Consider the following 21,654-nt stretch of genomic DNA (forward strand, 5'->3'; position numbering starts at 1 on the left):
ATTGGGAAGAATCTATAGATTGGTGGTTTTATGGGTAATAAAAAGTTAAATCTGTTCTCAACAGTCATGTTTGGACTCAGTGCAATTATTGGTTCAGGTTGGATGTTTGGCTCGAGTCAGGCAGCCAAAATAGCTGGACCGGCAGCAATCATTGCTTGGATACTTGGAGCAATCTTGGTGGCAATGATTGCCATGGTCTATGTTGAGATCGGGACGATGTTTCCTGAAGATGGGGCCATGAGTCGTTTTACTATGTACACTCACGGTTCATTATTGGGACATATTTTTTCATGGGCTAATTGGCTCTCACTGTTGGCAATTTTACCGATCGAAGCAGTTGCCTCAACGCAATATATGAGTACTTGGCCTTGGAAATGGTCGCAGTGGACGCATACTTTCATGAAAAATGGTCAGTTGTCTGCTAGTGGTATTTTGATGGCGACTGGCTTGATCTTAGTATTTACGTTGATAAATTATTGGTCAGTTACGATCATGGCCAAATTCAATAATTTTATTTCCGTGTTTAAAATCGTCGTGCCGATAATTACGATGATTTTATTGATTGCAGCACATTTCGATGTTTCCAATATGGGGACAACGGTTCACGAATTCATGCCTTACGGGACGTCATCGATCTTTGTGGCAATCGGTAGTGCAGGGATTATATATTCTTACGTGGCTTTTCAGACGGTGATCAATTTAGGTAATGATATCGTCAAACCGGCAGTCAATATTAGACGAGGAATTATTTTTTCTTTATTTATTAGTGCGATGATCTACATTGCTTTACAAATCGTCTTCATCGGCGCTTTGCCCAAGTCAGTTATCAGTTCTGGTTGGTCGCAGATCAGCTTTAATTCGCCATTTGCTGACTTGGCAGTCTTATTGAATATCTTTGGCTTGTCGACGTTGATCTACTTCACAGCCTTCATTTCACCGATTGGTAGTGGAATTGCCTTTTCCGCTTCAGCTAGTAAATCTTTGTCGTCAATGCCTAAGAATAAACATTTGCCTAAAATTTTGAGTAATGCAAATAATAGTTATAACACGCCGAGAATTGCTTTGATGGTTGATTTTGTCGTCAGTGTTATTTTGATCCTCTTGTTCAAAAATTGGGCATTATTGTCACGAGTGGTTGCCGCATCTACCTTGATTTCTTTATTGTCTGGTCCAGTAGTAGCTGGTAGTTTGCGTAAAATGGGACCAAAATTCAAACGACCAACAAAGATTCGGGGAATGAAAATTTTGGCACCAATAGTGTTTGATCTGATCAGTTTAGCAATCTATTGGTCGATGTTTCCAACTACTGTTGAAGTTATTGTAATTATTATCGTTGGCTTGCCAATTTACTTTATTTACGATTTTCGCCGTGGCTTCAAGGAATTCAAACAAAAATTTTATGCTAGCCTCTGGTTGATCGTCCACTTGATTGGACTGTCGATTATTTCTTGGATCGGGAGCAATGACTTTGGCGGATTGAATTTGATCAAATATCCGCTAGATTTTCTAGTGATAATTGTTTTCTCAACGATTATTTATTATTGGGCTATCAACTCGTCATATCATTCAGGATATTTCGACGATGCGAAAAGACTAAATGCCACAGTGAATTGGGATGATTAAAAATGAATAATAGTTTGAAAAAGAAAGAAAAGTGGTTTTGGGGTGGGGTAGTTTTGATCGAATTGATCCTCTTTTATAGTTCATCAATGATTTACAAACAACAAACCTCAGTGCCATTTCTAGAAAAATATGTCCATGGAAAACCTTTTTATAATGGATTGAAGTTGATTCATTTTAATTACGGTGGAAAAGTTCAATCGATTGAAAATGACGGTTATTATCACTTTGTCGAGTTCTTTATTCGCAAAGGAGCACATTTTGGCACTTATTTAATTTTGGGAGTCTTCTTGTGCTTGGCCTTGTACACTTATTTTCAACACAACAATTTTTTACGGATCTTTGTTCCTTGGATGATGGCAACTGGATTAGCAGCCTTTGATGAATTTCATCAAGGATTGACCGGTGGTCGGACGCCATCAGTGACTGACGTTATTTTGGACAGTACAGGGGCATTTACCGGAATAGTGCTCCTGGTTGTCGTTTTGTATTTAATTTCTCGACATAAAAAAATAAATCGTAAGTTGATTTGATTTTTGCTTTAGTTTTATAAAATTAATTAAAAAAGCCGATCTGTTAGGGATACGGCTTTTTTTGATGGACAATTTTTTTCATTATGAACTAAGAAATATCTTGCTGTGGGCCTTAATTCAATTATTTAAAAAATAATAAATTATATTGTATTATATGGATTGAGATGTTTATACATATTTGGGAAATATCATCTCGGTAAGGACGGTTTATTATTATGGCAAACAAAAAGATCATGTTAACTAAAAGACAATTATTAATTGCTGCGAGTGCAGCCATGACTTTAGGACTTGGAACAACTTTGGGCCATGAAGCCGTTGTTCACGCGGATACAACCAATACTAATACTACCAGTTCGGTTGCAACGCCTTCTGAAACTGATACACAAGCTAATAACACTAATACAACTAATACTACGACATCTGCAACATCAACTAATAATAGTACGAATACCACGGCTTCGGATAATAAGACGGACAGTTCAAGTACGAATGTAGCCTCAACGGATTCTAGTACAGCTCTGGATTCGATATCGCCTACAACTACTACTGCTCCGACGGCAAGTACTAGTGCAGCAACGACCACGCCAGCTGATTCGACAACTACGCCAAGTACGACTACGGCTACTATGTCAACTACAAATACTGAAACAACATCGACAACACCTGTGACACAAGCTACAACAACCCCAACAACGACACAAAATACGGCGGCCACAACTTCAACAGTTGCAACGGCTACACCAGTCACTCAAGCAACTACATCGACTAAGACAGACACGTCGACTGCAACGACACCAGGGACACCAACAACTACTACTGCCACCATAGCAGCTACACCGGTTGCAAAGACTGCTACACCAGTCACAGAGACTACTGCAACAACAGGGATGACACCGGTAGATACGACGGCCAATTCGATCACTTCAGATTCTGATCACACTGACGCCAACGACTTTACTTGGAGTACTGATGATGATACCGGTGAAGCCTCTTTGACAGGTACTACGGACAAATTGACTGACTCATCGATCAATATTCCTACACAAATTACGGTAACGCCAAATGGTACTGATACTGGCAAGCAATATAATGTTACAAGTATCGGCGACAATGCCTTTGTCGGCAACAAAACAGTGACAAGCGTGCAAGTCAACAGTGGTGTGACGAGCATTGGTACGGGTGCTTTTGGTTATTCTAATTTACAAAATCTCGATTTGGATAATGACAATGATTTGACGACCATCGGTAATTTAGCTTTTGTCAGTGATCAAATCAAGACCGTCGACTTACCTGATTCAGTAACAAGCGTCGGCGACAATGCTTTCATATACAATGATGCTTTGACATCGGTAACGATGGGCACTAATTTGGCAACTATCGGTGATCAAGCTTTTGCAGAAGATACTAATTTGCAAAATGTTGACTTCTCGAAGGATACAGCCTTAACAAGTATCGGGGATGCAGCTTTTTCTGGTGATGCTAAGATTACTGGAGTTGATTTAAGCAACAGCAAGCAGTTGACAAGTATCGGTAACCAGGCTTTCATGTACAACAGCGCCAGTACCGAGGTCAAGTTGCCTGACAGTTTGCAAACTATTGGCGACCAAGCCTTTTTGTCCAACTTAGACTTGAAGAATATTAATTTTGGACCAAATCTGACAACAATTGGTAAAAATGCCTTCACTTATGATGGTTCTTTAACAAGTGTCGACTTCTCCAATGCTACTAACTTGAATTTGATCGACGACGGCGCCTTTGAGTATTCTGGTTTGACTGGTGCTTTGACTATCCCAGCCAAAGTCGTAACTATTGGTAATCAAGCTTTTGGTGGCGACCACTTGACCAGTTTGAATTTACCTGAAGGTTTACAAACTATTGGCAACAATGCCTTTGCTTACAATGAATTAGGCGGCACTTTGACGATACCTAGCACAATTCAAAATATTGGCAGCGAAGCCTTTATTGCTAATAAATTGACTGGCGTATCGACAACTGCAGCTAACTTCTCGTTAGGTACGGGTGCACTTTCAAACAACCGCATCACAAACGTCAGTGCTCCTAATGTCAAAGTTGGCAGCTCAGCCTATAATATTAATTCTGCAACAAATCAATTGGCCAGCGTCTTTACTGATTCAGCCCACGATAAGATCTCAGACTACTTCAATGTCAATATCGGCGGAACAACTGAAAATGCCTTGGGAATTTCCAATTTAACAAATGGCGTAACTTATAATAATGGTATTTTCACTATCCCAAGTGGCGTAAATGACTTCACATTCAATTGGGTCCTTTCACCAAACACAACGACTGATTCAGGATACAGTGGTACTTACGATGTTGTCCTAAATGATCCCGATATCAAAGCTGTCAATTCAAATGTTGCAGCTGGTTCAAATTGGACCCCAAGCGATAACTTTGTCAGTGCCGTAACGCCTGATGGCGATGATGTTTCTTTAAGCAATATGAATATTTCGATAACGAATCCTAGTGGCCAAACGGTTACAACAATTGATACGACTGACCCTGGTACTTATAAAGTAACTTACAGTTATGGCAACGAGAGCAGTACAGTCAATGTTGCAGTTTATAAACGTGCTGGCAATATCGATTTGAGTGGTACAGACTCAACGACTTACAATGGCCAAAATCAAACTCCTAATGACGGTAGCTATCAAATTACTTTGTCCAATGGTTCTACGTATACAGTTCAAAATGGCGATTTAGCCTTGAATACGACAGCTAAAAATGCAGGAACTTATCAAGTTGTTTTGACATCACAAGGTCTCGACAATATTGGTCAACAAACTAACAATACGTTGTACGACTGGACAGTTCAAAATGACGATGCTCAATTCATTATTGATAAAGCTCCAATCACGATTACTGCCAATGATGTTTCTAAAGTAGCTGGAACTGCTGATCCAGCTTTGACTGCAACCGTCACAATGCCAAATATTATTGATGGGGATGCTCCAGTCTATACTTTGAGCAGAACTTCTGGTGAAGATGTAGGAACGTATCCAATTACTGTCAGTTACAATGCTACTGACAATCCTAACTATGACATCAAAGCTGTGAATGGAGCTTTGCAAATTACCGCTGCTACTAAGACTATCAGTGGTAACGATTATACAATGCACGTCGGCGACCCAACGCCAACAGCTAAAGACTTCAATGCTACAGCGACTGACGAAAATGACCAACCAGAGACGGTAAATGTTGATCTAAGTAAAGCTGATTTGCAAAGTGCTGGTACGTACACGGTAACTTTGAGTACTAATGATGGTCAGACAAAGGATGTACAATTAACGGTCATGGGTAATGGTTCTAATGCAAGTGTTCCTGTAACACCTGTAACGCCAACAGACCCAACGGATCCAACAAATCCAACGGATCCAACGGATCCAACAGACCCAACGGATCCAACGGATCCAACAGATCCAACAAATACAACAGATCCAACAAATCCAACGGATCCAACAAATACAACAGACCCAACGGATCCAACAAATACAACAGACCCAACGGATCCAACAACTCCAACAGACCCAACCGATTCAACCGATCCAAAGAATCCAACAACTCCAACAGACCCCAAGGATCCAACAGATTCAACGAAACCAGAGCTCACAGTCAAACCAACTGATCCAGTTATCCTGAAAGACCAACAACACCGGTTTCTAACAATCCAACTAATCTGAACAATTCAACAAGTTCAGCTACTAAAGCCGGTAAACAAGTTATCATGTCAGGCGAGGTTTACTATGTTCCTGGTATTAAGAATCAAACTAATGGCGTTTTAGTAACTCCAAAGAATATGTCCAATACTAAAAATGGCTATCAAACAATGGGAGTGGCTACTTTCCCACAAACTGGCAATGCTTCAAGTGTTTGGATGCAAATTTTAGGCGTGATTATCGGCATCATGACGTTTGGTGTAATCGATATCAATCGCAACCGTCATCAGACGAAATAAATGCAACCTTTCTCAGGATATTTGTTTCTAAGATATTGTAATAGCTTACTTCTTTTGATAAAATAATATGCGGTTTACAATATTCGTGAAAGAAGGAAACAGAAATGTCAGGACATTCAAAATGGCATAATATCCAAGGTAGAAAAGGTGCCCAAGATGCCAAACGTGGTAAAATCTTCCAAAAGCTGTCTCGTGAGCTATTCATGGCAGCTAAAGCGGGTGGTTCCGACCCTAACGATAATGCTGCCCTTCGTTTAATAGTAGATAAAGCTCGTGCAGCCAATATGCCCAAGGACAACATCAAACGTGCCCTTAAAAAGGCTGATGGTGGTAGTGAAGAACATTATGATGAAGTTACATACGAAGGTTACGCTCCAGGTGGAGTTGCCGTATTAGTTGAAACTTTGACAGATAACAAGAACAGAACTGCTTCTGCCGTACGTGTTGCATTTACCCGTAACGGAGGTAGCATGGGTTCAAGTGGTTCAGTTGCTTACATGTTTGATCGTAAAGGTTATCTTGTACTAGATCGTTCAAAGAATTCACAAGACGAAGATACAGTTTTGATGGATATCATGGATCTTGGTGCAGATGATTTACAAACATCAGATGACGCTTATGAAATCTATACAGATGTAAAGGACTTTGCAGCTGTACGTGATGGTTTAACAGAAAAAGGTTACGAAATTGCCAATGCTGAATTGACAATGATTCCTCAAAACACAACACCAGTACCAGAAGAAAAGAAGGAACAATTCGAACACATGATCGACCAATTGGAAGATAATGAAGATGTTTCTGAAGTTTATACTGCTGCTGCAGATGATGATGACGAAGAATAACTTTTAAATAATTTGACCGTAAACAAATTTTGTTTACGGTCTTTTTTTGCGTAATTTTTTTCGAAAGGGGGCCAATAAATGACAGCAGAGACGATGGTCAATAATTTATTAACTGAAGCTTGTACTAATAAAATATCGGATATTTACTTTCTGCCGCAAGCAAATTTCTATCATTTAGAAGCTAGAAATTCACTTCAAAATTATACAGTGGCTGATTTAAATTCCGATGAGACTTACGCAATGATGAATTATTTGAAATTCAATAGTGGCTTGGATGTGTCCGAACGTCGACGTTCACAAAAAGGAGCATTCAACTTTGTTTATCAAAACCGTAATATCTTTGTGCGTATTTCTTCAGTGGGTGATTTTAAGAATCGGGAGTCGATGGTCATTCGGTTGATCTATCCACAAGAGTTCAATTCGCCGGTCAATGAAGAGATTGTGCAAAATTTATTGCCGATTGCTAAGCGTAAAGGGATGATGCTCTTTTCAGGACCGATGGGTTCAGGAAAGACGTCACTGATGTATTCCTTGGGACGACAATTGAGTATGACTAAAAAAATTATGTGCATCGAAGATCCAATCGAAATTGTGGAAGATAATTTTTTACAGTTGCAGGTCAACGCTGAAGCAGGGATGACTTATGAAGAATTGATCAAAACCAGCTTGCGCCACCGCCCAGAAGTGTTGATCATTGGTGAAATTAGGGATACACAGACAGCTAAACAAGCTATTCAAGCGGCAATCTGTGGCTATACGGTCATGACGACGATTCATGGCAAATCCAAATATTTAATCATTCAGCGTCTGCAACAACTAGGAATAGATCAGTCGGAATTAGTCAATGCGGTCAATTTTATTTCGTATCAGCGCTTGGTACCGACAAATTATGACTTAGAGTTATTTATTGATAAGTTAGACAATTTGGAAATAAAAAAGTTTCTAGAAGACAAAATAACCGATGATAATTGGGAGCAACAGTTAAAAAAGTCATACCAACAGGGGAGAATCAATGCAGAAATTTATCAAGAATTCCTCTATGGTTAAAAAACTGACTTTGGAACAAAAAGCTGAAGCTTTATTGATCATCAGCAAGTTGTTGAAAAATGGTTTTTCACTAAGTCAGTCGATAAAATGTTTACGCTTACTCAATGATCGAAATAATGTCTTTGAAAAAATTCATCAAGATTTACAAGCCGGCCAGATGATTTCACAATCGTTGCAACATTTAAAGTTACCTAGTGTAGTTTTTAATCAGCTAATGATTGCTCAACAACATGGAAAAATGGAACTGGCTTTAGAACAGACAGGCTTGTTATTGAAAAGCCAAGCAAAACAAAAAAATAAATTCAAGGAACTCTTGGCTTATCCGTGTTTCATTTTGACTTTTTTGTTGACGATATTAATAGGTATGAAAATTTACATCGTGCCGCAGTTAGAAGTCGCTGGTGGCAGTAAAAATATTGATCTGTTTTTGAAATTACTATTATTGTCGCTTGCTTTGGGAATGGTGGCAATCATATTAATGGCAGTTCAGATTAGAAAAAAATCAGATTATCAAAAAGCTTTAGCTCTTGTGAAAATACCGATAATTGGCAAAATATATCTGTCTTTTTATCAATTTTTGATTTTGCAAGGTTTAGGAATGCAGTTGGCGAGTGGAATGAATTTTTTTGATATTTGTGAAGTAAATAGTCGCTTTCAAAAAGATTCGATCCAAGCTCATTTGGCTCAAAAATTTGTGACAGGAGTAACAACCGGAAAAGATTTACTGAAAATGATCGACGATGAAAAACTTTTACCGCCGCAGTTAAAAGTTATTTTACAAGCTGGTGAGAGCGGACCGCAATTAGCCCAAGATCTGTTATTGATGTCGGAGTTGAAATTTGAAGAAACGAGACGTCACTTGAAGAAAGCTTTGAATTTAGTCCAACCGATTTTATTTGGCGTTATTGCGGTAGTCATCGTAGTGACGTATTTGCTAGTATTACTGCCCATTTATGGAATGATGAAAGGAATGTCCTGATGAAAAAAATTAGAAAAGCTTTTACATTGATTGAAATGGTAATCGTGTTGTTCATTATCTCGTTGTTGCTGTTGATTATGATCCCCAATCTAACTGCTCAAAAAGACAATGCCACAAAGCGTTCGGACGATGCTTTCAAAACGACGATGAAGACGCAAGCTGAATTGTACTTGGACAATAATAATTCCGAAGAAACTGATAAAATTACTTGGGAAAAATTGGCGGATGACCACTATATTTCAACCGGCCAGTTGAAACGAGTCAAAAAATTGAGTAAAACGCCGATCGAATTGATAAAAGCGGATGAGACAAGCACTGCAAATTAAGCGGAAAGCCTTCACTCTGTTAGAGACAACTATCAGCTTAGGCATCGTCTGTTCATTGATGATCATCTCGATTTATAATCTCAAAGATTATCAAGCCCGAGTGGAGGAACATCAAGCCCTCGAGTGGTTCAAAGACAGTTTCAAGAGTGCCTTTGATTACAGTTATTTGCACGGTGTAGCAACTAATTTGACGATTACTCCGAATTCAATCGAATTTGTTGCCAATCAAAAAACGGCCAGTAAAAAAGAGTATTACTTTCATAAATTTCAGACCTTGCCTAAAACGTTGCAAGCGGAAAATAGCAAAATAACTTATACGATCTTTAAGTCTGGGCAGGCTGCTCCAATCACAATCAAATTCGATTCAAAACTGACTCACAGACAATATGTATATAAAGTTCAAATGGGATGGGGTGAGATCATTGAACAGTAGACGCGGATTTGTCTTGATCGAATCTTTGACGGCTTTGATGATTTCAACTCTAATCATTTTTTTATTGACGATTTGTGTGAATGAGCAGTTCAAATTGCTGAACGATTGGGAACAACGAGTAAATGCCCATAAAGTAATTCTTTTGAATTTAAAAGATCCACAAGTTAAAAATCCTTTAGTGATTGAAAATAAACGTTATTATTTCCAAAAAAGCAATGAAATTTATCAAGTGCGGGTAAACAACGATGTTTATGAAATTAAAGTCAAATCATAAAGCTTTTACGATCTATGAATCAGTGCTTGCATTGATGGTGACTATTTTGACATTAGGCGTTTTGCAGCAGTCATTATTGATCCTCAAGCAAGTTCAAAACACAAGTTTTCGGGAACAGTTACGCTGGCATATCACGCAAGAAAAACTTCAAAGCATTTTGCAAAATAATAAAATTGTTAAACTGACGAATTCCAAAATAATTTACGAGGACCGAACTAACAACAATCAAAAAATGGTCATCGAAAGTTACCCAGACAAAGCTAACTCAAAGCCGAAAGAACAATTGTATATGTTACGTTTGACAACCGCTGCTCAAGGAGGACACGAACCGATTATTATGAATTTAAGAAAAATAACAATTGAAAAAATCCGAAATTTAGTTATCATTACAACAGTGAATAACAACGCCGGTAAAACTTCAGAAATTTGTTTGACGAATGAAATTCAGACTGCTAAAAACTGAGACTAATAGAGGTGGGATCGTCTTATTGAACAGTGTTTTGATACTGTTGGTCGCTATTATGGTCGTAAATTATAGCAATGCTTATTTCAGTGAACAAATTGATGATTATCGGCAATTAGATGAGTTATACAAGCGTCAGATCAACAATTATTTTAATAAAAGTAATAAAATAGAGTGTTGGGATTCTAGGAATCCTTGAATAAAATCGGTTCCAACGTTAAAATTTTATTATTAAGCAAAGAGGTTAACTATGTCAGAAAAAGATATGCAATCATATTTTGATAAGCTAAACGAGGCTAATTCTTTATTGAAGAAGTCTTTGAAAGTAAGTAGTGTTGATGCACTTGCCGAAACTTTGACTAATATTTCTGACGGTAGAGTTTATGTGGAGAACGGCGTTCCAGATGAAGCTACTGTTGCAAAATTAGAGGCCAGTTATAAGTCACTAAAGGAATTAAATATGACTCCTTTACAGTTAAAACAAGCCATCACCGTTTCTATTATCAAAGCTCAAAAGGATGACAAGACTGAAGTCAACAAGTTGATGACTCCGGACGCTATCGGTTTAATAGCAAGCTTAATTGCTTATGAGATACTAAATATCCAAGGTAAGAAAAATGTGAACATAGTTGATCCAACTGTCGGAACAGGAAACTTATTGATTGAATTTATTGAGCAATTGAATATGACTGATAAATTTAAGATCAATGCAGCGGCACTTGATAACGATGATGCGTTAGTTTCTTTAACAAAATCATTTAGCGAAGTGATGAACTTAAACATCGATGCTTATCACCAAGACAGTATCGCTGAATGGGATATCACTGATATCGATATGGCTGTGGCAGATCTTCCAGTTGGTTATTATCCAGTTGATAACAATGCCTTGAAGTTCAAGACTAAGTCAGACAAGGGGCATTCATATGCTCACCATCTGTTGATCGAACAGACGATGAATAATTTGAATGACGGCGGAATCGGTATATTTATTGTACCTTCACAAATTTTCCAAACAGACCAAGCTAAAAAATTATCCGAATGGATGGTTTCAAGTGTTTATTTGCAAGCAGTCTTAGATTTACCTGCTACTTTATTTGCATCAAAAGAAGCACAAAAAGCAATCGTTGTTTTACAAAAGCACGGTGGCAACGCTGAGCAAGTTGGAAATGTTTTGATGGGCACAATACCAGATACTAATAATCCGAAAGCATTTGAAGGATTTAAAGACCAGTTACAAGACTGGGCAAAAAATTTTAAAGGTTAGGTGAGATTAAATGTCTAAAATCATGGCCGTTAATTCTGGTAGCTCTACACTGAAGTGGAAACTATACACAGTACCTGATGAAAAAGTTATTGCCAAGGGAATGGTGGACCGTTTGGGTCTGTCGGACTCGGTTTTTGAAGTTGAATTTGATGGTAAAAAGATTAGTGAGATGGGCGATATCCCTGATCACACGACTGCTGTCAATAAAATGCTCGATAAATTGATCGATCTTAAAATCATCAACAGTTATGATGAAATTACTGGCGTTGGCCACCGAGTGGTTGCTGGGGGTAGTATTTTTAAAGATTCTGCCATCGTCACGCCACGGGTCGTTCAACAGATTAGAAACTTGTCTGAATTTGCTCCACTTCATAATCCAGGTCAAGCAGCTGGTATCGATGCATTTGAAAAAATCTTACCTGATGTACCACAAGTAGCAGTGTTTGATACATCATTCCATCAAACAATGGATCCAGTCAATTACTTGTATAGTATTCCTTATGAATATTATGAAAAATATGGTGTTCGTAAATTCGGTGCTCATGGAACTAGCCACAGATATGTTTCACAGGCGGCCGCAGATTATTTACACAAGCCACTCAATGATTTGAAGATTATTTCTTGTCACCTTGGCAGTGGAGCTTCGATCGATGCAATTGAAGATGGCAAATCCGTCGATACATCAATGGGCTTCACGCCACTAGCCGGAATTACTATGAGCACTCGTTCGGGTGATATTGATCCTTCATTGGTTGCTTATTTGATGCAAAAATTAAAGATCACTGATCCAACTGAAATGGTTAAGATCTTGAATACCAAATCAGGTTTGTTGGGTATCTCCGGCGTTTCACCAGATATGCGTGATCTATTGGCAACTCGTGATGAAAATGACCGTTCTGATTTGGCCATTAAGATCTATGTCAACCGAATCGTCAAATACATTGGTTCTTATATCGCTTTGCTCGGAGGCACTGATGTTTTGATCTTTACTGCCGGAACAGGGGCTAAAAATGCTGAAATTCGGGCCGATATAGCCAATAGTTTTAACTATATGGGTGTAAAAATTGATAAAAAAGCCAACGAAGATGGTCATGGAACTCGTGTCATCAGTACGAAGGATTCGACGGTTCAAGTAATGGTCGTACCAACGGATGAAGAGTTGATGATCGTTCGTGATGTAATTAGATTAACTAAATATAGTGATTAAAATATAAAAAGTCGGTAACTCTTTGAGTTAACGGCTTTTTTATTTACTCAGAAAAAATTACTGTCAAAAAATAATGGGTCAAAATTTCTTTTTTGTACCAAAAATTAGATTAGAAATGTTGGTATTATCGCTATGAAAGCCTTTACTTTTGTACGCTAACTGTTATATTTAAGGTGTATAGATCAAATAGTAAATTTTAGATGGAGGTTAGTTATTATGACAAGAAAAGCCTACATGATTGGTACTGGTATTGGGAATTTAGCTGCCGGTATTTATTTAATTCGTGATGGGGGCTTCAATGGTGAGCAAATCACTATGATGGGTCTGGAAGATCACGGTGCTAATGATGGTGCCGCTGTAAAGGATTATGAAACTGAATATGGCAACCAAGCTTTGTCAAACAGCAAAGGATTCTTGGCTAAAGGTGGCCGGATGCTAAACGAGGAAACTTTCGAAAACCTTTGGGATGTTTTGCGTTCAGTTCCATCATTGGATCACCCTGGTCAAACTGTTACCGATGATATTTTGAACTTTGATCACGCTCACCCAACACACGACGTGGGCCGTTTGATCGATCATGATGGACCACGTGTAAAACCTAACAAAGACAATTACAGACATATGCAATTTGACAACAAAGATCGTTATCTATTGTCGAAATTAATGTTGATGCCAGAAAAGGATGAGGAGAAGCTCAACAACATCAGTATTGCTGAATGGTTTGCAAGCAGTCCTCACTTCTTCACGACAAACTTCTGGTACATGTGGCAAACGACTTTTGCTTTCAAACGTGCTAGTTCAGCCGTTGAATTGCGTCGTTACATGAATCGTATGATTCTTGAATTCAGTCGTATCAATACTTTGGAAGGTGTTACAAGAAGTCCTTACAACCAATTCGAAAGTATTATTTTACCAATGCGCAAATATCTAGAAGATCGTGGCGTAACCTTTATCAATAATCGTAAAGTTACTGATTTGGAATTCAAAGATACACCACTTCAGGATGACATTATTGTAACTGGCTTGAAGTATGAAGAAGTCGACAATGACAACAAAGAAGGTCACATCGACATCGCCGAAAACGACTTGGTCTTTGATACTAATGGTTCGATTACTGATAGTTCCGCAATTGGTGATTTCAATACACCATTCAAAGAAAATATGGACTACGCTCCAAGTGCTATGCTTTGGAAGAAGGCTGCTGAGAAGTTCTACTCACTTGGCAATCCCGATAAGTTCTTTGGCGATAGAACCCAAAGTGAATGGGTAAGTTTCACGGTTACAACTAACAACCACTTCTTAGTCAATGAAATTTCACGGATTACACAACAAGAACCCGGCAATGCTTTGAACACTTGGATCGAAAGTACGCCATTGTTGTCGATCGTTGTTCACCACCAACCACACTTCAAGGCTCAAAAGCCTAATGAATCAACCTTCTGGGGTTACTTCATGTATCCAAGAAGAAACGGTGACTACGTTCAAAAGCCAGTTATGGAAATGACTGGTAAGGAAATGTTGGAAGAATTGCTCGGTCACTTGTCAGAAGTTGATCCAAGCAAAGACAACATTGCTAACCACAAACAAGAAATCATGGACAGTATCGTCAACGTAATTCCAGTTCACTTGCCATATGCCAGTGCAATGTTCAATCAAAGAGCCGTTGGCGACCGGCCTGACGTTGTACCAAAGCACAGTAAGAACTTGGCCTTCATCAGTCAATTCTGTGAACAACCATTTGATATGGTCTTTACAGAACAATATTCATTCCGTGCTGCACAACGTGCCGTTTATGGATTGTTGAATATTCCATTGTCAGAAATGACACCAATGCACCATTATGAAAAAGATCCTAAAGTTATGGCTCGTGCTACTAAGACAATGTTCAGATAGAGAGTGGAGCAAACCGGTTAGATTCTGAGCAATTGCCAAATACCTTCCAATTTCCAAACGGAATTGGAGGGTATTTTTTTGTCGTGAAAATGGCGTCAATTAGGCTTTTCAATCGTTTTGAATTGGAGAAATAGGGCAAGTGATGAAATAATAAAAATAATTCACAAACTCAAAATTATTTGACAAATAGAGAGCTTTTTGTGAATTTGAAAATGCCCAAATAGTCTACTTTGTGAAGAAATATTCACAATTAAATTAATAAAAGTTTGATGTGAAAATACTTTTATATCGATTAATTTCACTCTACGTGTTGATATATCAACGTGAATACGTTTACATCAATTATTTGAAATAAAACGCTTGAAGATAAAATACACAGTGATAAGATAAAACGTGAATTAGTTAACAAATATGGTTTCAATCTTGGAGGTATTCAAATGGTTAAAGTTTCCAAAGATACAAAGGTTGATGAAAAAGAAGATGTAAAACCTGGTATTGATGCTATGGTCGCTAAAGCTCACAAGGCTTTGGATATCATGGACAGTTTTACTCAAGAACAAGTTGATCACATTGTTCATCAAATGGCTATTGCCGGTTTAAATGCCAGTTTTGAATTAGCTAAATTGGCTTACGAAGAAACAGGTCGTGGACTTGTTGAAGATAAAGTTATTAAGAATATGTTTGCTACCGAAGAAATTTGGCACTCAATCAAACGTAACAAGACCGTCGGTATTATCGAAGACGACAAGGAACACCGTTTGATCAAAGTTGCTGAACCACTTGGTGTTTTAGCCGGTGTTACACCTGTTACGAACCCAACTTCAACAGCAATGTTCAAGTCATTGATTGCTATGAAGACTCGTAACCCAATTATTTTTGGATTCCACCCACAAGCTCAAAAGTGTTCAGTTGCTGCTGCTAAAGTTATGTTGAAGGCTGCTGTCGATGCTGGTGCTCCTGAAGGCGTTATTCAATGGATCGAGAAGCCAAGTATTGAAGCCACAACATATTTGATCAACAACGATGGCGTTGCTTCTGTTTTGGCTACTGGTGGTCCTGGTATGGTCAAAGCTGCTTACTCAACTGGTAAACCTGCTTTGGGTGTTGGTCCTGGTAATGGTCCAGCTTATATCGAAAAGACTGCTAACATCAAACGTGCTGTCAACGATATCATGATCTCAAAGACTTTTGATAATGGTATGGTTTGTGCCGCTGAAAACAGTGCAATTATCGATGCTGATATTTACGACGATGTTAAAGCTTTATTTGAAAAGAACAAAGTCTTCTTTATCAAGAAAGCTGATTACAAGAAGTTAGCTGATGCAATGTTCAGACCACAAGGTGGGGTCAAAGGTCCTATCGCCGGTCAATCAGCTATCAACATTGCTAAGTTAGCCGGAATCAAGGTTCCCGATGACGCTAAAGTCTTGGGTGTTGAGATTTCTAAGGTTGGACCTGACGAACCACTTTCAGCTGAAAAACTTTCACCAGTGCTATCTGTCTTCAAAGTTGCTGGTCACAAAGAAGGTTTCGAAAAAGCTGACGAATTGCTACACTTCGGTGGTTTAGGTCACACTGTTGGTATCCATACTATGGATGAAGATTTAGCTACTGAATTTGGTATCAAGATGAAAGCTAGTCGTGTACTAGTTAATACTCCTGCTGCTATTGGTGGTATCGGTAATCTTTACAACGAAATGATCCCATCACTTACTCTTGGTACTGGTTCATGGGGGAAGAATTCTATTTCTCACAACGTATCTTCATTTGATTTGCTTAATATTAAGACAATCGCAAAACGGAGAAATAATATGCAATGGATTAAACAACCAAGAGTTTACTACGAAAAGACTTCAGTTCGTTATCTAGAAGACCTTGAAGGTATGAAACGTGCCTTTATCGTCTGTGATCCAGTGATGGTTCAATTAGGTTACGTTGATACGATTACTGATGAATTGAAACGCAGCAAGTTCAAGGTTGAATATTCAATGTTCTCAGATGTCGATAACATCGTAACAACTGATGTTGTAAATCGTGGTGTTACTCAAATGAACTTGTTCAAGCCTGATACGATCATTGCTTTAGGTGGCGGTACAACTATGGACGCTGCTAAAGATATGTGGTTGTTCTATGAACACCCAGATGTTGATCTCTTCGGTGCTAAACAAGGCTTCGTTGATATCAGAAAACGTACTTACAAGTTCCCTAAGCCTGAAAAAGCTCAATTCGTTGCTATCCCAACAACCTTTGGAACTGGTGCTGAAGTTACACCATACAGTTCAATCATCGATACCAAGACTGGTACAAAGTACCCAATCGCTGATTATGCATTGACACCTGATGTTGCTATCATTGATTCACAATTTGTTGAAACAATGTCAAAAGACATCATACCTACATCTGGAATGGATGTTTTGAGCAATGCTATCGAATCATATGTTGCTAACATGGCTTCAGATTACACAAGACCATACGCTTTGCAAGCTATCAAACTAGTCTTTGAAAACTTACAAAAGGCTGCTGCCGGTGACAAAGAAGCTCAAGCAGAAATGGACAACGCTTCAACACTTGCTGGTCTTTCATACGGTAATGCTTTCGCTGGTGTTGGTCACTCAATCACTGATGTTTTGACAAATGCTTACGGTATCAATCATGGCCTTGCATCAGTCATTGCTTTGCCACAAGTAATCAACTACAACTTCGAACAACCAACAAAGATGACTCTATGGCCTGCATACGAAAGCTTCAGAGCTGATTCAGATTATGCTGCTATTGCCAGTTACGTTGGTTTGACAGGTAAAGATGAACGTGCCTTGAAGGATGCCTTGGTTAAGAAGATTGTTGACCTTGCTCACGCTGTTGGTATTAAGTTGAGTCTGAAAGACAACTATATCGACAAGAAGAACTTCTATGATAATCTTGATTCATTCGCAGAACAAGCCTTCGGTGATCAATTCTCATTCACTAACCCTAAGGAACCATTGATCTCAGAATTGAAACAAGTACTTGAAAATGTTTACGTCGGAAAAGGAATCGAAAAATAACATTGAAATAGAGTTGCCATTGTGTAACTCGTTTCCAAAGAAAAAAGTCATCTAGCAAAAGCTGGATGATTTTTTTTGATACGATTTAAAAGAATAAAAATTTTATTTTACTTGGCGGTTTTTCTTAACTTTGGTTATATACAATTATTTAGATATATAGGTCACCTAGGAAAAATGAACGCCCCGTTTTCAATATAGTTTTTAAAAGATATCTAATTATTAGAATCTAAAATTCAATATTACCAATGTAAGTCGAATGAAAAATTGTTTAGTCTGGAATGAGGTCCCGGTGGATGCTCAGCCGTGGTAGGGTCTTAGCTGGTGTCTTTTGCCAGGTTAGAGCCAGACAATCTTCAAAATAATTCGTAGAATTAGTTCGAAGTTGCTCTCACAGCGTTCCAGCAATCCACCGGGATCTCATGGAAGACGGCAGTGACCAGTCAAACTCCCAACGATAAAATATTATTTTTATATTTTGTTATACGATTCTGACCATAAAAACTTACTGATAACTACTATATACTTTTCATATCTGGGGGAGGTCTTAATTATTAAGGAGTAGTTATTTTGAGAATCAATAAGGAACAATGGAGTTGGATCTTTTACGATTGGGCCAATTCAGCCTACGGAATCATTGTTACAACAGCTGTATTGCCGGTTTATTTCAAATCGATAACCCAGTCCAATGGAATATCTAACGCTGGATCAACAGCACTGTGGGGGTATGCAAATAGTTTCAGTACTTTATTAGTTTCACTGTTGGCGCCTTTATTAGGAGCGTTGGCTGATTATCCACATTTCAAGAAGAAAATGTTGAACGTTTTTTGCTGGCTAGGGATTGTTACAACCGTTGGTTTGGCTTTTGTGCCGTCCAATCAGTGGCAGTGGCTGTTAATTATTTATATTCTGTCAGCTATTGGCTATTCGGCCAGTAATTTGTACTACGATAGTTTTTTGATCGACGTTGCCAGCGATGAAGAAATGAACAAAATCTCAACGCACGGATATGCTTATGGCTATCTTGGCGGCGTGATTGCCTTCATACTATTTTTAGTATTGCAGCTGACTAATGGCTTTGGTCACTTGAATGGTACAGGAATAGCACGTTGGAGCTTTATTATTGCGGCTGTCTGGTGGATAATTTTTTACTTGCCGTTGCAAAAAAATGTTCATCAAAAGTATTCGGTGGCGAGTAATTCAGCTCCAATTAAGGACAGCTTTAAACGTGTATTTCAAACATTGCACCATATCAAACAATACAAACAAGTGGCTTGGTTCCTAGTAGCTTACTTCTTTTACATTGATGGGGTCGATACGATCTTTACGATGGCAACGGCGATTGGGATGGATATCGGTATTAAAACCAATGAATTGATGATCGTCATGCTAGTAGTTCAATTGGTCGCTTTTCCGTTTTCGATTCTATTCGGTTGGTTAGCTGATAAAACTTCAACACGTAAAGGGATTCTGTTGGGAATCAGTGTCTATTTTGTTATTTGTCTCTACGCCTTGAACTTGCACAGCAGCCGTGATTTTTGGATCTTGGCTCTCTTAGTGGGAACGAGTCAAGGGGGCTTGCAAGCTTTGAGCCGTTCGTATTTTGGAAAAATTATTCCTAAAGATTCCGGTAGTGAGTTTTACGGATTTTACAATATTCTAGGGAAATTTTCAGCGGTAATGGGGCCATTTATCGTTGCTATGGTGACACAGCTGACTGGTAAATCTACTATCGGGGCAGCTTCGTTGAGCGTCTTGTTTTTAGTCGGTTTGATCATTTTCTTCAGATTGCCCAAAATGTCTACTAAGAATTAGCTTGATTTGTCGACAAGAAATTAGCTTTTGATTTAAAATATGTATAGCAACAAAGTATAGCTTCACGAAAAGCGAGGTAGTGCCTATGTTATCGATTGTTGATAGAGCATCAGAAGTATTACAAGATGATACTGTAACGGTACGTGAGATTCACAATGCTACTGGAATCAGCGATAAGGTAATTAAGGAGGCCAAGAGTTCCAAAGATATCACAACTTTCGTAAATAATTTGAAGTATGCGGAAGTATTAGCTTTGGCAGATTTGTTTAACGATATCCAAATTCAATTCATTAACCAACAAAACGACAATGACTTTTATAAATTTGTCGTCAGGATGGGTGAGTGGTTTGAAGAAGCAATCGGGATCCAGGAAGAATATTACGATTCTGAAGAAGGTTTGGATGACGATTTAATGATTGCCACAGCCATTCAGACGTTGAACGATATTTCAACCAAGAACAAATCTTTGATGTTGGATCTGTACTTTAGTTATTCGCGTGATGAACAAAGTATGAAATAGTAAAATCCCCTCTGATTCTGGATAGAATCAAAGGGGATTTTTTTGACTATTAAGAGTTCAATTTATCAGTGCTATCAAAAGCTAAGGTAGTTTTACTTCCATTTATCGATCAATTTAGAAGTCTCTTTAGTGTTATTAGTAAAGACACTGTCCAGTTTCAAAGTATTGAGAGCTTCGTAGTTATCGTTATATGTGTTCAAGATCCAGCCATTAGTCTTGAAACCATTTTTGTGGGAAATTTTAACTAATTTTGGCGTCCATTGATCGAGTTTGATGGAGATGAACTTGATGTAACGTGGGGCATTTTCGATTTGTTCCTTATATTGACGTTCGGTCACAGAATCAAGCAACCAGAGTGTAGGTACATTCTTGAGTGATTTATGTAGAGCTTCAATACCGGGTAAACTTTCATCTTGGAAAATGACATTGTTTTGCATTTTGTACTTCTTCAATTCTTTGACGAGGGCTTTTTCAGTTGCGGTGTTGTCACCAGCATTTTTCTTAGTTTCTATTATATAGTGAATACCCTTGCCATAGCGTTTGAAAACGTCTTTTAGTTGATGGATTCGTTCGCCATTGTGAAGTTTTACTTTGTCGATCTTGTCAGAATTTGAAGTCGAGATAGTGACGTTGTGACCGGTAGACTTTTTGAGATTATCATCGTGTGAAACGTAAAGTTTTCCATCTTTACTGAGCCAAAGGTCTTGTTCGATATATTGTGAACCATCCTTGATAGCTTGGTTGTAGCCGGCAAAAGAGTGATCAGGATTGTTATAAGGGCTACCACGGTGTGAAAAAATTATCGGCGTGTCGGGTGAAGCATGGTTGACGCTTTGCGAGATCGAAGTGAGATTCTTAGCTTTGGGAGCGGCTGCAGCCTGAACATTCATCGCCGTCAATGGCAAAACTAAAATGGTGATTAAAAACATGATTAAAATAGATTTTCGTTTATACATTATTTCCCCCTGATTGAATATATTTTAATCATAGTGTATCAACAAAAAAAGTGCCACCACAAGTTAAGCGGTCGCACTAATCATTTCAAATTTTGAAATGACGTTTTGGAGCTGTATCAGCGTGTTCTAAAGCAAGTTGTTTCGTCTTTTCACGTTCAATTTTGAGTTGCTTTTGTAATTGACGATATTTCCAAAAACCATGGATCGAAATGGCCATGGGAACAACAGTCAAAGCAATTGAAGCGGGAATCAACCAAGGATTCTTTCTGAGCAATTCATTTTGAAATTCACGATGTTCTTTGATCTCTTGATGTATATCTGCAGGTGTCAACATAATCTCGCATCCTTTCGAGTTTATCTCCAGCATAGCTTAAAATGTAATCGCTGTCACTGATTTTTGATACTTATTTTCGGTGAGTTTGTTAAGATAGATTTGTGGAACGATTACTACTAAAGAAGGATACA

The 21,654-nt window shown here is 38.4% G+C and carries 19 protein-coding genes; 17 read left to right on the forward strand and 2 right to left on the reverse strand.

The annotated features are described in order from the left end of the window. Window positions 1-30: 30 nt before the first annotated feature. The 17 genes from FD29_RS10500 (at window position 31) to FD29_RS10580 (ending at window position 20,233) form a co-directional block, all read left to right on the forward strand. Complete coding sequence (locus FD29_RS10500) at window positions 31-1,623, forward strand: APC family permease (RefSeq protein ID WP_057888866.1); 1,593 nt, start codon at window positions 31-33, stop codon at window positions 1,621-1,623. A 2-nt stretch (window positions 1,624-1,625) separates the two neighbouring features. After that, a complete protein-coding gene (locus FD29_RS10505; protein WP_057888867.1) occupies window positions 1,626-2,153 on the forward strand; it encodes a VanZ family protein in 528 nt (175 codons plus the stop codon). 215 nt (window positions 2,154-2,368) lie between these two features. Then, window positions 2,369-5,854, forward strand: coding sequence for a leucine-rich repeat protein (locus FD29_RS11540; RefSeq protein ID WP_057888868.1), 3,486 nt, complete (start codon window positions 2,369-2,371; stop codon window positions 5,852-5,854). A 44-nt stretch (window positions 5,855-5,898) separates the two neighbouring features. Continuing rightward, window positions 5,899-6,129, forward strand: coding sequence for an LPXTG cell wall anchor domain-containing protein (locus FD29_RS10515; RefSeq protein ID WP_057888869.1), 231 nt, complete (start codon window positions 5,899-5,901; stop codon window positions 6,127-6,129). Between the two features lie 104 nt (window positions 6,130-6,233). Next, window positions 6,234-6,971 (forward strand): YebC/PmpR family DNA-binding transcriptional regulator, encoded by a 738-nt coding sequence (locus FD29_RS10520; protein WP_057888870.1) that lies wholly within the window; start codon window positions 6,234-6,236, stop codon window positions 6,969-6,971. A 78-nt stretch (window positions 6,972-7,049) separates the two neighbouring features. Continuing rightward, window positions 7,050-8,018 (forward strand): competence type IV pilus ATPase ComGA, encoded by a 969-nt coding sequence (comGA, locus tag FD29_RS10525; protein ID WP_057888871.1) that lies wholly within the window; start codon window positions 7,050-7,052, stop codon window positions 8,016-8,018. Then, window positions 7,984-8,997, forward strand: a complete 1,014-nt coding sequence (locus tag FD29_RS10530) for a type II secretion system F family protein (RefSeq protein WP_057888872.1) — start codon at window positions 7,984-7,986, stop codon at window positions 8,995-8,997. The genes comGA and FD29_RS10530 overlap by 35 nt, the downstream gene beginning before the upstream one ends. Continuing rightward, complete coding sequence (comGC, locus tag FD29_RS11775; RefSeq protein ID WP_057888873.1) at window positions 8,997-9,323, forward strand: competence type IV pilus major pilin ComGC; 327 nt, start codon at window positions 8,997-8,999, stop codon at window positions 9,321-9,323. The genes FD29_RS10530 and comGC overlap by 1 nt, the downstream gene beginning before the upstream one ends. Continuing rightward, a complete protein-coding gene (locus FD29_RS10540; RefSeq protein ID WP_057888874.1) occupies window positions 9,301-9,756 on the forward strand; it encodes a type II secretion system protein in 456 nt (151 codons plus the stop codon). The genes comGC and FD29_RS10540 overlap by 23 nt, the downstream gene beginning before the upstream one ends. Then, the gene (locus FD29_RS10545) at window positions 9,746-10,030 is read left to right on the forward strand and encodes a hypothetical protein (RefSeq protein ID WP_057888875.1); all 285 of its coding nucleotides are present in this window, start codon (window positions 9,746-9,748) and stop codon (window positions 10,028-10,030) included. The genes FD29_RS10540 and FD29_RS10545 overlap by 11 nt, the downstream gene beginning before the upstream one ends. After that, complete coding sequence (locus FD29_RS10550) at window positions 10,002-10,493, forward strand: competence type IV pilus minor pilin ComGF (protein ID WP_057888876.1); 492 nt, start codon at window positions 10,002-10,004, stop codon at window positions 10,491-10,493. The genes FD29_RS10545 and FD29_RS10550 overlap by 29 nt, the downstream gene beginning before the upstream one ends. 250 nt (window positions 10,494-10,743) lie before the next feature. Then, the gene (locus tag FD29_RS10555) at window positions 10,744-11,757 is read left to right on the forward strand and encodes a class I SAM-dependent methyltransferase (RefSeq protein ID WP_057888877.1); all 1,014 of its coding nucleotides are present in this window, start codon (window positions 10,744-10,746) and stop codon (window positions 11,755-11,757) included. Between the two features lie 10 nt (window positions 11,758-11,767). Further along, window positions 11,768-12,964 (forward strand): acetate/propionate family kinase, encoded by a 1,197-nt coding sequence (locus FD29_RS10560; protein WP_057888878.1) that lies wholly within the window; start codon window positions 11,768-11,770, stop codon window positions 12,962-12,964. A 216-nt stretch (window positions 12,965-13,180) separates the two neighbouring features. After that, window positions 13,181-14,857: an oleate hydratase gene (locus tag FD29_RS10565; protein ID WP_057888879.1), complete on the forward strand. Its 1,677-nt coding sequence runs from the start codon at window positions 13,181-13,183 to the stop codon at window positions 14,855-14,857. A gap of 437 nt (window positions 14,858-15,294) precedes the next feature. Then, the gene (gene adhE / locus FD29_RS10570; RefSeq protein WP_057888880.1) at window positions 15,295-17,901 is read left to right on the forward strand and encodes a bifunctional acetaldehyde-CoA/alcohol dehydrogenase; all 2,607 of its coding nucleotides are present in this window, start codon (window positions 15,295-15,297) and stop codon (window positions 17,899-17,901) included. A 567-nt stretch (window positions 17,902-18,468) separates the two neighbouring features. Next, window positions 18,469-19,713: an MFS transporter gene (locus FD29_RS10575; protein ID WP_057888881.1), complete on the forward strand. Its 1,245-nt coding sequence runs from the start codon at window positions 18,469-18,471 to the stop codon at window positions 19,711-19,713. Window positions 19,714-19,798: 85 nt separating this feature from the next. Next, window positions 19,799-20,233, forward strand: coding sequence for a hypothetical protein (locus FD29_RS10580; RefSeq protein ID WP_057888882.1), 435 nt, complete (start codon window positions 19,799-19,801; stop codon window positions 20,231-20,233). A gap of 92 nt (window positions 20,234-20,325) precedes the next feature. Here the strand turns inward: FD29_RS10580 and FD29_RS10585 are convergent, their stop codons facing one another. Further along, a complete protein-coding gene (locus tag FD29_RS10585) occupies window positions 20,326-21,189 on the reverse strand; it encodes a glycerophosphodiester phosphodiesterase (protein ID WP_057888883.1) in 864 nt (287 codons plus the stop codon). 85 nt (window positions 21,190-21,274) lie between these two features. Beyond that, the gene (locus tag FD29_RS10590; protein WP_057888884.1) at window positions 21,275-21,523 is read right to left on the reverse strand and encodes a hypothetical protein; all 249 of its coding nucleotides are present in this window, start codon (window positions 21,521-21,523) and stop codon (window positions 21,275-21,277) included. Between the last annotated feature and the right edge of the window lie 131 nt (window positions 21,524-21,654).

It is taken from the genome of Companilactobacillus mindensis DSM 14500, assembly GCF_001434275.1.
Lineage (GTDB): Bacteria > Bacillota > Bacilli > Lactobacillales > Lactobacillaceae > Companilactobacillus > Companilactobacillus mindensis.

Bases quoted from the DNA above. Each gene is read 5' to 3' on its own strand.
- adhE (WP_057888880.1), top strand. From the start codon at position 15,295: ATGGTTAAAGTTTCCAAAGATACAAAGGTTGATGAAAAAGAAGATGTA.
- FD29_RS10500 (WP_057888866.1), top strand. From the start codon at position 31: ATGGGTAATAAAAAGTTAAATCTGTTCTCAACAGTCATGTTTGGACTC.
- FD29_RS10580 (WP_057888882.1), top strand. From the start codon at position 19,799: ATGTTATCGATTGTTGATAGAGCATCAGAAGTATTACAAGATGATACT.
- FD29_RS10530 (WP_057888872.1), top strand. From the start codon at position 7,984: ATGCAGAAATTTATCAAGAATTCCTCTATGGTTAAAAAACTGACTTTG.
- FD29_RS10590 (WP_057888884.1), bottom strand. From the start codon at position 21,523: ATGTTGACACCTGCAGATATACATCAAGAGATCAAAGAACATCGTGAA.
- FD29_RS10585 (WP_057888883.1), bottom strand. From the start codon at position 21,189: ATGTATAAACGAAAATCTATTTTAATCATGTTTTTAATCACCATTTTA.
- comGC (WP_057888873.1), top strand. From the start codon at position 8,997: ATGAAAAAAATTAGAAAAGCTTTTACATTGATTGAAATGGTAATCGTG.
- FD29_RS10505 (WP_057888867.1), top strand. From the start codon at position 1,626: ATGAATAATAGTTTGAAAAAGAAAGAAAAGTGGTTTTGGGGTGGGGTA.
- comGA (WP_057888871.1), top strand. From the start codon at position 7,050: ATGACAGCAGAGACGATGGTCAATAATTTATTAACTGAAGCTTGTACT.
- FD29_RS10565 (WP_057888879.1), top strand. From the start codon at position 13,181: ATGACAAGAAAAGCCTACATGATTGGTACTGGTATTGGGAATTTAGCT.
- FD29_RS10550 (WP_057888876.1), top strand. From the start codon at position 10,002: ATGTTTATGAAATTAAAGTCAAATCATAAAGCTTTTACGATCTATGAA.
- FD29_RS11540 (WP_057888868.1), top strand. From the start codon at position 2,369: ATGGCAAACAAAAAGATCATGTTAACTAAAAGACAATTATTAATTGCT.
- FD29_RS10520 (WP_057888870.1), top strand. From the start codon at position 6,234: ATGTCAGGACATTCAAAATGGCATAATATCCAAGGTAGAAAAGGTGCC.
- FD29_RS10515 (WP_057888869.1), top strand. From the start codon at position 5,899: ATGTCAGGCGAGGTTTACTATGTTCCTGGTATTAAGAATCAAACTAAT.
- FD29_RS10540 (WP_057888874.1), top strand. From the start codon at position 9,301: ATGAGACAAGCACTGCAAATTAAGCGGAAAGCCTTCACTCTGTTAGAG.
- FD29_RS10560 (WP_057888878.1), top strand. From the start codon at position 11,768: ATGTCTAAAATCATGGCCGTTAATTCTGGTAGCTCTACACTGAAGTGG.
- FD29_RS10555 (WP_057888877.1), top strand. From the start codon at position 10,744: ATGTCAGAAAAAGATATGCAATCATATTTTGATAAGCTAAACGAGGCT.